Source organism: Microcoleus sp. BR0-C5 (assembly GCF_036705045.1).
In the GTDB taxonomy this organism is placed as follows: Bacteria; Cyanobacteriota; Cyanobacteriia; order Cyanobacteriales; family Microcoleaceae; genus Microcoleus.
On record NZ_JAUBTR010000019.1, the window covers coordinates 1 to 13,696 of the forward strand.

Genomic DNA, 13,696 nt, shown 5'->3' on the forward strand with positions numbered 1-13,696 from the left:
TTCTTCCTTCTTCCTTCTTCCTTCTTCCTTCTTCCTTCTTCCTTCTTCCTTCTTCCTTCTTCCTTCTTCCTTCTTCCCTCTAAAACACAGTGCCGTCACTTTCAATCTGAATTGGCGGCACTCCACCGGGCCTCAATTCGCCCGCAATTTTCCGCCCCGCCGTCCAAGTTCCTCCTTGCAAAATCTTCACCAGCGGCAATTGATCCGCACTCAAATGCAGCTTTTCTCGAATAGCTGCGGCAATTTTATCTAAAAGATTGACAGTGAGCGATCGCCATTCCACTATAACTTCCGAACCAGGCAAGTAACTCTGTTCAAAAATAGCCGAATCTTTTGCCTGCAGCAGCCCGATATCCAAACACAAACCGCCGTTGCGGTACTCCGGCAATCCCGTTAACTCATCCAATCCAGTCACTTCTAAACCAAGTTCCTGCAGCGGTTCCAACAGCGAATAAGTCAACCACTGCGAGAGTTTGTGAAACGGCACCAAGTCATCGCCGAGATTTTCTCCTGTTAAAGCCGGATGCCGCCAAACATCGCCTAAATTAACACCACCAATTGCATATCTTCCCGGCCAAATTTCCCCAAAACCTGTCAAAATAGCGCTCAATACTTCAGCAGCCTTCACAGTGTTGACTCCCGAAACCCCACTGTCGAGCAAGTATTTTGCTAAATTACCGGAACGCGGGTTTTCGCTGCCAAATAATAATGGATGCTGGCAAATCGCATTTCCCAAACGCTGCAATAATTCTAATCTGCCTGTTAAACCAACTAGCGGATTGTCTCGACTTACCTGAAATCCCGCCGCTAAGCTTTCTAGTTTTAATTTAGAAAGTCCCTGAGAATCAGCTTGCCAAGGAAAATCGGGATTGCTGGAAAAAACACCTTGACAAAACATCCGCAAGCTGGCTATTGCTAACCCTTCAGAACGGCGGTAAACCTGCCCGGTTTCTTGTTCACAATACTGCCAATCTGCACCAGCACCGGCATCAAGCAAAACGCTGACAATTGCTAAATCAAATTTGATCTTAGCTTGCTCTATGAGTGCAAATTCTGCTAAAGCTGCATTCAATTCGGCGAGTCGCGACAAGTTGCCAGCTTCAAAATGTCGCCAGCGACTGTGAAAGGGAATGTTAAAATCGGGATACTGTTGGCGCGTTGTGTCAATTACATAATTTGCTGCTTTGTCGAGTTGGGATAAATCGACGCGGAAGTAGCGGAGTTTGTCCTGGCTGGCTAAATCAAAAAGCCGATCGCACTTTTGGCGAATAGCAGCCGGCGTTCTCAGATATTCTACAGTCTCAAGTTCAATATTGTGCAACTTCATACTACCAAACATCGGTAAACATCGTTTTCTTGAAAAAAGTCAAACTGACTGTAATCTAAAAGATTATCTAAAATCGCATTTTTATCGATTTTGATCAGCTTATATTCCCACTTCGACCCGCTGACTTCGCGTTTTATGTGATCGGAAACTATCACCGAGTTTTTTTCTTTTCCCGGAGACACTATTTTACTTAAATCTTCCAGCCTGTCCGCGATGTGAATATCTTTTCCGTAAGTGCAAGACCTAAATATATATAAATTTCCCTTAGCAACTCCCACCGACAAGCCACAAGGTATTTGATTGGCGTTAATAAAAAGTTTCCAATTCTCGCACAGACTTTCCATTGCCGCTAAGGCTGAGTGAGCTTCCGGGAAAGTCAACAAATGCGAATCACCAACAATACTCCGAATTGTGCCACCGTATTCTTCGCAAATTGTTTTTTCAAAAGTATCAAAGTTTGTGAGCAAATATTCAACGTCTTTGATAGAATTAGATTCTTGATAAGCTATAAAACCTCTCAAATCTGCTTTAATTATTGCTTGATTCTTGATGATTCGCGTTTTGTAACTTTGGTCAACTTTGTAGACTTTTTCAGGTTCGCTCATCCCTTTCAAAGAAAACTCGTTGACAAAAGACGTTTGCACTTCTGCTTTGTTGAGCGCCAGCCATGCTGCTTGGGACAAATATATTTCATCCGGCGGAGTTACTGATTCTATGCGCGCTGTTAAATTCACCGTATCGCCAAAGATATCTTTATCTTGATGCAAGACATCTCCTAATGTAATCGACACGCGAATAGCCAATCGTTCGTCGTTCGCCTTGCTAGATTGTTGCGCTCTCAATTCTTGCTGCATTTCTATGGCGGCTACAGCCGCTGCTGTGACGCTAGGAAAAATTATCCAAAATGAATCACCTTCCCCTTTAATCACGCTGCCTTCATTTCGGGCGCTAATATCTGAAACAAAAGTTTTATGCTCGTTTAACAAACTACTTAAGTCCGACTGAGATAATTTTTTGACTCTGGCGGTATATCCACAAATATCTGTTTTTACGATCACACTAGAACGCAAATTAGCCATAACCTACCCTGACTGATCAAAAACCAGCAATAAATTTTATGTAGCAAAGACGCGATTGTTCGCGTCCCATCGGTCGCGTCTTTGCCCTCTTAATCTCCTAAATCGCGTCCGATCGCTTCTGCAAGAATTGTAGCATCTGGCACAGGGTCAGGCGTGTAGTAGCCGGCGGCTTTTTTGGCGACGATTTCGACTTGTGCGTCTGCGGGAATCCAATCTTCAGGAATGGGGATGCGATCGACCACATGAATGCCAGAATTGATAATCGCATTGTATTTCATATCGCTCATAGAAACTAAACTGTCAATGCGAGAGATCCCCAACCAGTGCAGCACGTCTGGCATTAGTTCTTGAAACCGCATATCTTGAACTCCCGCCACGCATTCAGTGCGAGCAAAATAGGCATCAGCTCGATCGCCGCCTTCCTGCCGTTTTCTGGCATTGTACACCAAAAACTTAGTCACTTCCCCCAAAGCTCTCCCTTCCTTGCGGAAGTAAACTATTACCCCAGAACCGCCGGCTTGTGCCGTTTGGATGCAAATTTCCATCCCGTGTACCAAATAAGGGCGACAAGTGCAGATATCGGAACTGAACACATCAGAACCGTTACATTCATCGTGTACCCGTACCGCCAACTGCTTATCCGGGTCAGAAATATTCGCGACATCGCCAATAATATAAACCGTAGTTCCGCCAATTGGTGGCAAGAAAACCTGTAAGTCTGGCCGCGTCACTAAATCCGAGAACATTCCCCCTGTTTGCTCAAACAGGACACGGCGGAGGACGCTTTCTTGGGCGCCGATACGCCGAGCAATTCCCGGCAAATACCATACCGGGTCGATCGCAATTTTAGTTACTGCTAAATTGCCACCTGCTTTGACTATTTTGCCATCAATTTGCACTCGCCCCTTAGCGATGGCATCTTGCAATTCTGGCATATTCATGTGAGCTTTAGTGACAGCAATTGTCGGTCGAATATCATATCCCTGCTGGATAAATGAAGTATAAATTTCGCTGACCAAACCCCCAAACGGATCGAGAGAAACAATCAAATTGCGATCGCCCCAACTCGCGTGCGGCCCGATGTGTGCGGCCGGAGAGGTGTTGGTAAAATCGGGGCGGTGATCTGCTTGGAGTGCGCCGGAAGCAACTGCTAGCGCGCGATAAACAGAGTAGGAACCCGAATGAGTGCCGATCGCATTCCGGTGAGACGATTTGGTAAGGCTGCCAATCACAGGCCCCCGTTTCAGCGGATCGATTTCTCCCCAGTGGATGGGATGAGGTTTTGTGCCGGATCTGTCGGGATGGGATGTTAAAACTATATGCTTGGGTTTTGACACAGTTGTTTTTGGCTCTTGCTATGGATGCTGCTGTTAGTTGAAAGTGAAATTGCAATGTGAAGCAGTGATTTATGATAGCAAAAGGATTCAGGCTCTGGAAGTATCCGGCATAGCCAAACTCGTGAAGCTGACTTGCGCGGTTTCTTCAAAAATATAAAAATTTTATATTTGTGCTTCAGTGATCGGGGCTGCACTACCAACAACAAAGCTACATATTTAATTCAAGTTTCTTTAGCGATTCTATTTCATTTGTGCATGAGATTTTTTTGAACTAACCACAGAGGGCGCAGAGGACGCAGAGCCTATATAAAATATAGAAAGAGGAAAATAGAGATGTTCACAATTCCTGCAAGGGTTGCTATAGTTACAACTGGTAGTTCTGAATTATCAAGAAAATACATACTACCTCACAAAATTAATGTTGCCAAGTACATCTAATTATTTGCTCAAAAATGGTCGCGTACCCGCCTCTCTTCTAGAGATGAAATCGATCGCCCCGTCAGCTTCTACTGTGGCGACAAGGGGGAGTGAGAACAATTTTTGTTTGGTGGATTTGGAAATTGCAGCAGGGGCGATTGTCCAAATTATCCCAGCAGGTACAAAACCTGTATCCTCCTCTGGAGATATCCCAGTTATAGATTTGCAGGGCGGCTTAGTTTGGCCTTGTTTTGTGGATATGCACACCCATTTAGACAAAGGCCACATTTGGGAACGATCGCCCAATCCCGATGGAACTTTTGCCAGCGCGATCGAAGCGGTAGGCGCTGATGCCAAAAAAAACTGGAATGCAGAGGATGTTTACCGGCGAATGGAGTTTGGCCTCAAGTGCAGCTACGCCCACGGAACCAAGGCTATCCGCACTCACATCGACAGCGCGGGCGAACAGGGAACCGTGAGTTTAGAAGTATTTGAAGCGCTGCAAGCCGCATGGGGCGATCGGCTGATATTGCAAGCAGTTTCCCTAGTTTCCCTCGACTATTTCCTGACACCAGCCGGCGAAAAATTAGCCGATCGCATGGCCCAAACCGGCAGCATTCTCGGCGGCTTCGCCTATATGAATCCCGACTTAGACAAACAACTCGATCGAGTTTTTGCCTTAGCCAAAGAACGAAATTTAAACCTCGACTTCCACACCGACGAAAACGACGATCCAGAATCAGTAACACTGCGGGAAGTCGCAAAAACCGCCATCCGCCATCAATTTTCCGGTCAAATTATCTGCGGACACTGCTGTAGTTTAGCCGTACAACCCTCAGATTTAGTAACAGAAACTCTGGAATTAGTCAAGCAAGCAAATATCGGCATTGTCAGCTTGCCGATGTGCAACCTTTACCTGCAAGACCGAGAATCTCAGCATACACCGCGCTGGCGGGGAGTGACACTGCTGCACGAACTCAAAGCAGCCGGAATTCCCGTTGCAGTTGCTAGCGACAATTGTCGCGATCCGTTTTACGGATTTGGCGATCATGATGTTTTGGAAGTTTTTAATATGGCAGTCCGCATCGCTCATTTAGATAGGCCTTATGGAGACTGGCCCTGTGCAGTGACAAAGACTCCAGCCGATTTAATGGGATTGCCGAATTTAGGACGAATTGCAGTTGGTTTACCAGCAGATTTGATTTTGTTTAAGGCGCGGAATTTCAGCGAATTGTTATCTAGAGCGCAGGGCGATCGCACAGTTTTGCGGCAGGGCATTAAAATTGATACAGCTTTGCCAGATTACCGCGAACTAGACGAATTGTTAGCAACTTAAATGTGACATTTTGCACCAATATAAAGAACAGGCAAGATGCCTGTTCCACAAAGATGAATTTTCTTTCTACTCGTTACTAGGCAGAGCCGGGGAACCAGTTAATTGAGTTTTGTGGAACGGGCATATTGCACGTTCTTGACAATGGTGTAATATGTAGGTTTTAAAAAGCATTTAGCATTGGTATATTGTCAATTCGCCACTATTTTGATATAAATATAAAAGCTAATTCTAGTGAGGATGTTTTAAGTGAAAGCAGTTATTTTATTATCAGGAGGGCTGGATTCCTCAACTGTTTTGTATCAAGCCAAAGCCGACGGCTGCGAGTGTTATGCTATTTCCTTTGACTACAAGCAAAGACATCGGCGGGAGTTGGAATCAGCGCGGGCGATCGCACTTTCGGCAGCGGTTAAGGCACATCAGATAGTAAACTTTGACCTCACACTGTGGGGCGGTTCGGCTTTGACGGATAATCAGATGGAATTGCCGATCGATCGCAATCTGGCAGAAATGTCCCAAAACATCCCTATTACCTACGTTCCAGCTAGAAATACGATCTTTCTCAGCTTTGCCCTCGCCTACGCAGAAACTCTAGAAGCCGATCGCATTTACATCGGTGTCAACGCTTTAGATTATTCGGGATATCCCGACTGCCGCCTCGATTACATCCAAGCAATGCAGGAAGTATTTCGGTTAGGAACAAAGCAGGGAAGGGAAGGAGAAGCTATTAATATTATAACACCTTTGATCGAACTTAAAAAAACAGAAATTATTCAATTAGGCAACAAGTTGGGAGTGCCTTGGGAGCAAACTTGGTCTTGCTACGCAGGCGGCGAAAATGCGTGCGGCGTTTGCGATTCTTGTCGGTTGCGGCTGGCTGCTTTTGAGGAATTGGGGCTGAAAGATCCGGTGCCTTATGCTTAAACAGTATTCCGATTCGGCGGTTGAAAGCGCTCCTCCATAAACTCTGCTCGCTCTCTAAGAGACTAAAGAATAAACGGGGTTGCCCACTCAGATTTGGTATAAAAAGTTGCGCTATTTTGCTCGCCCTTTTCATCAAAATCTCAACTAGAAAATTTCGCCACACTACTCACCCCGCTATTCTTTCGCCCTTTCCCCACAACTTCCTCATCCGCTGCTGCAACTTCATCTAAAGCTCGATCGCCCGCCGCCCCTGACAACAAGTGAATTTGAAGTTGCTCCAACCGCGGCCCGGACACAGAAACAACCGTAAGTTCCACATTTTCGCAGCGCCAAACTTCCCCCACAGCCGGCATTCTTTGCAACTGATAGCTCAGAAAACCTCCGATTGTCTGATATTCGTCAGTTACTGGCAAATCCAAATTCAATATTTGATTCACATCATCTAAATTTAACTGCGCTTGCACTAAATAAGTGCGATCGTCCAATACTTGCAAAGCAATTTCTTTACTGTCGGGTGACTCGTAGCTGCGGCCGATAATTTCGGCTATCAAATCCCGCAATGTCACTAACCCGGAAATGCCGCCAAATTCATCAACTACGATCGCAATTTCTTCCGACGAACTCTGCATCAAAGGCAGCAGTTCCCCCAGCAGCATCATCTCCGGCACAAACCTCACCGAACCCATCCAAGTTACAATTGGCGTGTCGGGAGATAGCAAACCTTCAGCTAGGGGTTTTGCAAGTTGTTTGAAGCCAATAATGCCGATAATGTCGTCGAAAGAATCTCCCGTCACGGGATAGCGGGAATGGTTAGAAATCGCCATTTCGTCGAGCAAATTTTGAAAAGTTGCCGTCTTGGGAAGTGCGACAATGCTAGGCCTCGGCACCATTACTTCTTCTACCCAAACTTCGCCGAATTCAAACACGTTGTTGAGCAATTCTCGCTTTTCTGCTTCCAAGCCGCTGGATTCGCTGGAAGTAGCTATAATTAATTGCAGTTCTTCGGGAGTAACCGGCCGATGTCTTAGATCGTATTCGATGCCAGCAAACCGCAAAAGCGAGCGAGTAGATTGATTGAGAAACGACACAAAGGGCTTGAACAAACGGGCAATCAATAAACTCGGAGGCCCTAAACTTCTGGCTAGCTGTTCGGAATGCAGCAACGCTACAGATTTGGGAAAGAGTTCGCCCAGTACGATTTGCAGGTAAGCTAGCAACAAAAAAGTTACTATTGATATGCTAAAAGAATGGGCGATCGCCGACTTGATGTAAATTGGCAGTGGCAAATAGCCGATCGACATTCTCACTAGCACGGCGATCGTACTTTCCCCAATCCAGCCGAGAGCTAAACTAGAAAGAGTGATTCCCAACTGCATTGTCGAGAGCAATCGCTCAATACTTTGCTGCAAAGATTGCACAGTTAAAGCTGCAACGTCGCCAGCTTCCACTAACTGATTGATGCGCGATCGGCGTACCGTCACCATCGAAAACTCAGCCGCCACAAAAAAAGCATTAATCGCAATCAGCAACAGCACTGACAGCAACCGCGACAGCACCTCTGTCAAACTCATCGCGGGTAAATCAGATATCTCCTGCACTCTCGCCCCTAAAAGTGACACAATGCTCCCTAAAAAAACTTTCTCGATCAAACCTGAGAATCCGTCTGCAGGTTTGGTCTTCTTTTATTTTACTTCGCCACTGGAATGCCAGATATTTGCAACTGAAGTTTTTGACCTGGATAATCTGTCAGCGTCAGCGAAACTTCCTTAGCATTTTCCAGCAAAGCTGTGGGAATACTCACCGTACCGTAAAACACCTGCCCGTTGGGGGGGAGTTCCGACGGCAAATCCTCGGCAGTCGCGCTCAGGGCCCGGCCACGATCGTCAGTGACGTTCAAGAAACTGTAGAGAAACCTCACAGCTTGGGAACCTTCATTTTTCATGCTCACGTCTAGCAGCATGGAATTGTTGCGCTGACTGGCCGCGCTCACTTCCAGGGTTATTCCCCCGTCGCGACTGTTCAGGGGAAACTTGGCGCTGGTATTTTGTGCAGCCGGTTTTTTGGCCGCGGCTGGTTTAGAGCTTGCCTTCTCTGTTTTAGTATTTGCCCCGGCCGTTTTTTCGGGATCGCGACCTTCTACCCGTGCTTTGACGGTTGTGAGAATGTCTTTTTCTTTCAAAATGCTTACTTGGTCTTTGCTAGCCTGAGTTCCCTGCTTGCCGCTACCAGCATTGTTGCTGGGGCGAATATCGGGTTGAGTCGTTCCTTGCAAGGCTTCGCGACCTATAGTAAATCCCCAAACAGAACTCGTCACGCCTGCTCCAAACATCAGAGCCAGCAGAATTAGAGTCAGCACTACCGTCGAATTCACTGCCATTGCCTATAAGTTTATGCCGAGTCCTAGAAACTGCTTTGTCCGGTCGATCGGCTCCAGCACATTGGCTAACAGGCGATCGGGGACTCAGCAGATCTAAAGATTTTGATTTTTGTTCTCTAGTTCTAGCACGGACTGAGAAATTATGTTATAATTCATTTTGAGTTAGGTCGAAGAAATCGACTTAACGGCAGTTGGCCGAGCGGTTTAGGCAGCGAACTCATAATTCGCCCCAGGCAGGTTCAACTCCTGCACTGCCGATTTAAAATTAATCATGACGCTCCAAGCGCGCAAAACCAGGTTTCTTCCTACTGATATGTTGCACCATTCTCAAGAACAGGCTTTTCGGCCTGTTCCACAAAGAGTGAATTTTCTTGTGGAACAGGCCGAAAAGCCTGTCCCTAAAAAGCTTATTGAGAATGGTGCAACATTTGAGTTCCTAGGTACTTGGTTGCTCAAGCCAATATTCTCGTAGAAACCTGGTTTATTTGGCCAAAAATTCGCTAAGGACACTAAAAAGCCGGTTTCTGCCGGCTGTGACTCTGATAAATCGGCTTTTTTTACCGTTTCTGCAGGCGTCACCCAAGTATTGCTGTGAAATAACCCGGTGGATGACCACCCGTGCGTCAAAGACTCTCAATCTTTTTGGGGGGCGTTGCTCCTAGCCCGCCCAAAATATACTAATTTAGTCGAACAGTCAATCGATTTTAGATTTTAGATTTTAGATTTTAGATTTTAGAATTGAAGCATTGACCCCACGGATAAATTCGGGGGCTCCTTTATCGGATACAGGTTTTTTATTTCTGGACGGATGAATCCGGGGGCTTGTATCCCGGATGCTTGATTGTCAGTTTTGCCCAATCTAAAATCTCAAATCTCAAATCGTATTATCCCTTAATTAACTCCACTCCGTCGCGCCCGTCGAGTTCTTGAACGTAAACCTTAACTTGTTCTTCCTTTGCAGTCGGCAACTTTTTACCCGTAAAATCCGGCTGAATCGGTACTTCTCGGTGGCCACGATCGACTAATACCGCTAACCAAATTTTCTCCGGCCGCCCATAATCGTTGACCGCATTCAAAGCCGCTCGAATCGTTCTGCCTTTATATATAACGTCATCTACCAACACCACAGTTTTGCCCGTCAAATCGAAAGGAATTTCTGTTTTAGCCGGTGTCCGCATCGCAACTCGATCCAAGTCATCTCGGTAAAAGGTAATATCCAAAGCGCCCACGGGTACTTTGACTTGTTCGAGGACTTCAATTTGATCTGCCAAAATTTGAGCTAAAGGCACTCCTCTACTATGAATGCCCAACAGCACTAACTCCGAGGGATTCCCTGATTTTTCGACAATCTGGGAAGCGACGCGGGTGAGAGTGCGCCTCACTTCATCAGGCGATAAAATTTGGATAATTTTAGTCATTGGTTGCTGCGAGCTAATTGTTGGCTGTTGGCATATCGAACAATTTGAGATTTGAGATTTGAGATTTGAGATTTGAGATTGACTTGACAGATGAATCTGGGGGTTTGAACAAAGGTCAAAACTTTTTTTGCTGCTGTCGGTGGCGGATCTCTGTCTTCTGCAGGACTTACCCCGAACGGATGAAAAGCAGATGCTGCGATTGCTTGGCTGAGCGCGAACAATCACAGAAATACGTTATTTATGCCTCCTGGACTGTTCTAGTGAGGTCATAAGTTAGCGGCTCAAACCTAATAAGGTATAAAAAAGCAATGATAGTCCCAACCAAATCAGAAAGCAATACCGAGTTAATTGCAATGCTTGGCAAATTAGCGGCGCTGTGATAGGGTGAACCGGCTCGCCTAACAGCGGTTTGTGTTTGAGAACTCCGCGATAGGAATTAGTACCTCCTAGTTGCACTCCCAAGATGGCGGCGTAAACGCACTCGCTCCAACCGGAATTGGGACTGGCATCTTTAACAGCATCTCTCTGACAAATCTGCCAAATGTAAATCGGTTTGCCCGATATAACGGCTAAAGTAATCACTGTTAGCCGGCAAGGAATCCACGTCAGCACGTCTTCTAGTTTGGCGCTAAACCATCCTAAATCTGTGTATGGCGCTTCTTTGTAGCCGATCGTAGAATCTAATGTGCTGGCTGCTTTGTAAGCGATCGCCAAGGGGACTATAGCACTCGCCCACATCGAGTTAGGATCGATCGGCGCAGCGGTAACAGTTAATAATAGATGCGGCAGAGCGAACCCAAGTAAGGCATAAAATAGCGGTGCTGTCACACCATCGACTGCATTCTCTGTTACAGTTTCTAACAATGCTCGCAGAATTTCTGGCTCGGATAAGTTTTCGGTATCCCGGCCGACGTAAAGGCTCAACCTTTCTCGCGCCTTGACTAAATCTCCAACATTTAAAGGTGCTAGCACATCCTCTGCTGCTGCCCTCAAACTGCGACCTGCAAAACAGCTTGCCAGCAAAATGGTCTGTATGGCAATACCTAAAAGAGGATCTACCCAACTAGCAGCTTGGACGCTCGACCAACTGACAGTATAACTGCCTACAATCAGCCCGATCGCTAGTATTGTACCAGCACATCGTAGCAGCAGTTTGTGCGGCTCGCCAGCGGGACTATCCTCTGCTTCAGGCATTTTGCCTGGGGGATTATTCCATATATTAAAGACAAGTCGAGTATAGCGGTCGATCGCCCAACCCATCGCCTGCACCGGATGTGGCCAACCCCAAGGATCGCCGATCGAATAATCTAATACCGCAGCTAACATCAAAACAGGAAATTCATCCGGCATCATTATATATTGTGTCAAACTTGATAGTCCGGCCGAGCAGGAGCGATCGCAATGGTAGCGCAGGTTTTAACTACTGCTACCCTTGCGGAGGCAAGATTTTTGAGCTGCAATTTTAACGGCTGAGATTACTTTCGTCGCCCAGCAAGTGTACGTTCAGCTCCCAATTAACACCGTCAAAGGGTAGGATCTGAAAGTGTTCAATGGCATAGTCGTCAAGACAGCGGACGTTGACATCGAAATGATCGGGATGCGATCGGGGGCGATAGAACGAGTGAATGCCGCAAATTCGGCAGAAAGTATGTTGAGCAGTTCCTGTATTAAATGTATAGGTGGTCAAAACATCTTCGCCACTGAGCAAGGTAAAACGTTCCGGTGGCACAATGAGGTGCAAAAATCCCTTCTTTTTACAGATAGAGCAGTTGCAATCAGATGCTTCGTGTTTGTCAACGGCGACACGGAAGCGGACAGCTCCGCAGTGACAGCCACCAAAGTAAGTAACAAGTGTTGCGTCCATGTGTGCTTGCTGCCGATCGAATGAATGAACTTACCATTTAAATGATAAAGCTAGTTTCTTCCCCAAGAGCCGCTTGCCAACTGCGGACATCATAGTATAAGTCTTCGAGGGAAATACTGTACAGCGCTTCGGCAAGTTTTTTGTGCAATCGGTTCCACAAACTGAATGTTACCCAGTCCTCTGCTTGCGTCGCGTCGGGAAAATGTCGAGGTAAAGGTTCAATAGTTTCACCTACAGCCTCTAAGATTTGTCCTAAAGAGATTTGAGCGGGCATGCGGGCTAATTGATATCCACCTTGGGAACCCCGAACAGATTGGACTAAACCGGCTCGTCGCATTTCAATCAGCAATTTTTCTAGATACGGAGCAGGTAACTCCTGTCGCTTCGCTATCGATTTCACCGATGTCGGGCCAAAGCGAGGTTGCAAACTTAGATCCAGTAATGCTTTGACACTGTAGTGTCCGCGTGTGGTTAACTTCATGGGATTTTAAGAGCGGGGCAAATATTTAGCTAGCTGATAGCTGATAGCTTATGCTACCGAGTTTAGAGATTGCTCGCACCGGCTGCCGCTACTCCTCAAGAAAGACTGCAGGTTGTTAAAAATATTTAGATAATAGTGGTTAACAATTGAGCCGATCGGTGTAATATGGTTTTACGACCAGCTATAAAGCTAAAGTTTCTTGGTCAAACTAAAAACCAACCGAGAAAAAATCCGTACACCAGTTGAATATTTCAGGACTCAGTAAATGGCTAAAAAGAAAAATATCGAACCCCTTGAAGGCGAAGATCTGATCAAAAAGGTCAAAGACCTAGAGAACCTTACCAAGGAAGAAAAAGCTAGAGCCTGTGGCTACTACACCGTTACCAAGAACGGCGTAGAACGGGTCAACATGATGAAATTCCTGAATGCGCTGATTGATGCAGAAGGCATTCAGCTAGACGGGAAGCAAAACGGCAATGGACGCGGCGGACGCTCTGCCAGCTATCGGATTAGCGTTCAATCTAACGGCAACTTACTGATTGGAGCGGCCTACACCAAACAGATGGAACTCCAGCCAGGAGATGAATTTGAAATCTCTCTGGGACGCAAGCACATTCACCTGCGCCAAATCGATCGAGAAGAAGAAGAATCCTAGGCTTTTACGACTTGCTTTGACTTCTTGCTTGAACAGGTTGGTTTGGCTTCAAGCATTGACTGCAAGCAGAGAGTTGGCTCTGAAATCTTTCTGTGAGCCTCAAAAAGTATGGCTTCTATAGATGGCAATGGCTAGACAAAAGCCACTGCCACTACTTTATATTTTCCGAGAATACCTATTCTCGACCCTCGCTATATCCGTTTGGACAAGCGGGGGATTTTCCGCGTAGCTGTTAAAGAGAAGTTCGGCAACGGATTGTGTACCGGGTGTAACGGATGTAACGCATGGATGTTCACCAAGGGATTGTATAGCGGATTTAACGGATGAATGTTGAGTTTCGATGGTCGAGGTTCCAGGCAAGAAGCAGGTTAGGTTGAGCTACGAAACCGAACAAAGCAAGAAAATGGCAGAGGTATTCTGGGCCAAGAGTGCGTCATACCAGTTTAAAAAAAAGAATGCAACTGTCGGCAAACTCCAAAGCACG

General features: G+C 46.2%; 12 protein-coding genes and 1 tRNA gene. 4 read left to right on the forward strand and 9 right to left on the reverse strand.

The annotated features are described in order from the left end of the window. Positions 1-79: 79 nt before the first annotated feature. The 3 genes from QUB08_RS11600 to QUB08_RS11610 form a co-directional block, all read right to left on the reverse strand. Complete coding sequence (locus QUB08_RS11600) at positions 80-1,327, reverse strand: URC4/urg3 family protein (protein WP_333224855.1); 1,248 nt, start codon at positions 1,325-1,327, stop codon at positions 80-82. Then, entirely contained in the window at positions 1,324-2,406 is a 1,083-nt protein-coding gene (locus QUB08_RS11605) for an adenylate/guanylate cyclase domain-containing protein (RefSeq protein ID WP_333224856.1), read from the reverse strand. The genes QUB08_RS11600 and QUB08_RS11605 overlap by 4 nt, the downstream gene beginning before the upstream one ends. 89 nt (positions 2,407-2,495) lie before the next feature. Continuing rightward, positions 2,496-3,743 (reverse strand): GTP cyclohydrolase II, encoded by a 1,248-nt coding sequence (locus QUB08_RS11610; protein WP_333224857.1) that lies wholly within the window; start codon positions 3,741-3,743, stop codon positions 2,496-2,498. A 418-nt stretch (positions 3,744-4,161) separates the two neighbouring features. Between QUB08_RS11610 and QUB08_RS11615 the strand changes: the two genes are divergently transcribed. Continuing rightward, positions 4,162-5,496 carry a cytosine deaminase gene (locus QUB08_RS11615; protein ID WP_333224858.1) on the forward strand — a complete coding sequence of 445 codons (1,335 nt, stop codon included), beginning with the start codon at positions 4,162-4,164 and terminating at the stop codon, positions 5,494-5,496. A gap of 246 nt (positions 5,497-5,742) precedes the next feature. Next, entirely contained in the window at positions 5,743-6,417 is a 675-nt protein-coding gene (gene queC, locus QUB08_RS11620) for a 7-cyano-7-deazaguanine synthase QueC (RefSeq protein ID WP_333224859.1), read from the forward strand. Between the two features lie 140 nt (positions 6,418-6,557). Here queC and QUB08_RS11625 read toward each other — a convergent pair whose 3' ends face one another. Next, complete coding sequence (locus tag QUB08_RS11625; protein ID WP_333224860.1) at positions 6,558-8,036, reverse strand: hemolysin family protein; 1,479 nt, start codon at positions 8,034-8,036, stop codon at positions 6,558-6,560. 68 nt (positions 8,037-8,104) lie between these two features. Then, on the reverse strand, positions 8,105-8,794 hold the full coding sequence (locus QUB08_RS11630; protein WP_333224861.1) for a hypothetical protein: 690 nt from the start codon (positions 8,792-8,794) through the stop codon (positions 8,105-8,107). Between the two features lie 185 nt (positions 8,795-8,979). Between QUB08_RS11630 and QUB08_RS11635 the strand changes: the two genes are divergently transcribed. After that, positions 8,980-9,052, forward strand: a tRNA-Ile gene (locus tag QUB08_RS11635). 626 nt (positions 9,053-9,678) lie between these two features. Here the strand turns inward: QUB08_RS11635 and pyrR are convergent. From pyrR to QUB08_RS11655, 4 genes are all read right to left on the reverse strand, one after another. After that, entirely contained in the window at positions 9,679-10,212 is a 534-nt protein-coding gene (pyrR, locus tag QUB08_RS11640; RefSeq protein WP_333224862.1) for a bifunctional pyr operon transcriptional regulator/uracil phosphoribosyltransferase PyrR, read from the reverse strand. Between the two features lie 273 nt (positions 10,213-10,485). Then, positions 10,486-11,565 (reverse strand): adenosylcobinamide-phosphate synthase CbiB, encoded by a 1,080-nt coding sequence (cbiB, locus tag QUB08_RS11645; protein ID WP_333224921.1) that lies wholly within the window; start codon positions 11,563-11,565, stop codon positions 10,486-10,488. A gap of 109 nt (positions 11,566-11,674) precedes the next feature. Beyond that, positions 11,675-12,076, reverse strand: coding sequence for a GFA family protein (locus tag QUB08_RS11650; RefSeq protein ID WP_333224863.1), 402 nt, complete (start codon positions 12,074-12,076; stop codon positions 11,675-11,677). A 37-nt stretch (positions 12,077-12,113) separates the two neighbouring features. After that, a complete protein-coding gene (locus QUB08_RS11655; protein ID WP_333149870.1) occupies positions 12,114-12,557 on the reverse strand; it encodes an Rrf2 family transcriptional regulator in 444 nt (147 codons plus the stop codon). A 265-nt stretch (positions 12,558-12,822) separates the two neighbouring features. On the opposite strand from QUB08_RS11655, the gene QUB08_RS11660 reads away from it, so the two are divergent. Next, the gene (locus QUB08_RS11660; RefSeq protein WP_015179394.1) at positions 12,823-13,212 is read left to right on the forward strand and encodes an AbrB family transcriptional regulator; all 390 of its coding nucleotides are present in this window, start codon (positions 12,823-12,825) and stop codon (positions 13,210-13,212) included. Positions 13,213-13,696: the final 484 nt, after the last annotated feature.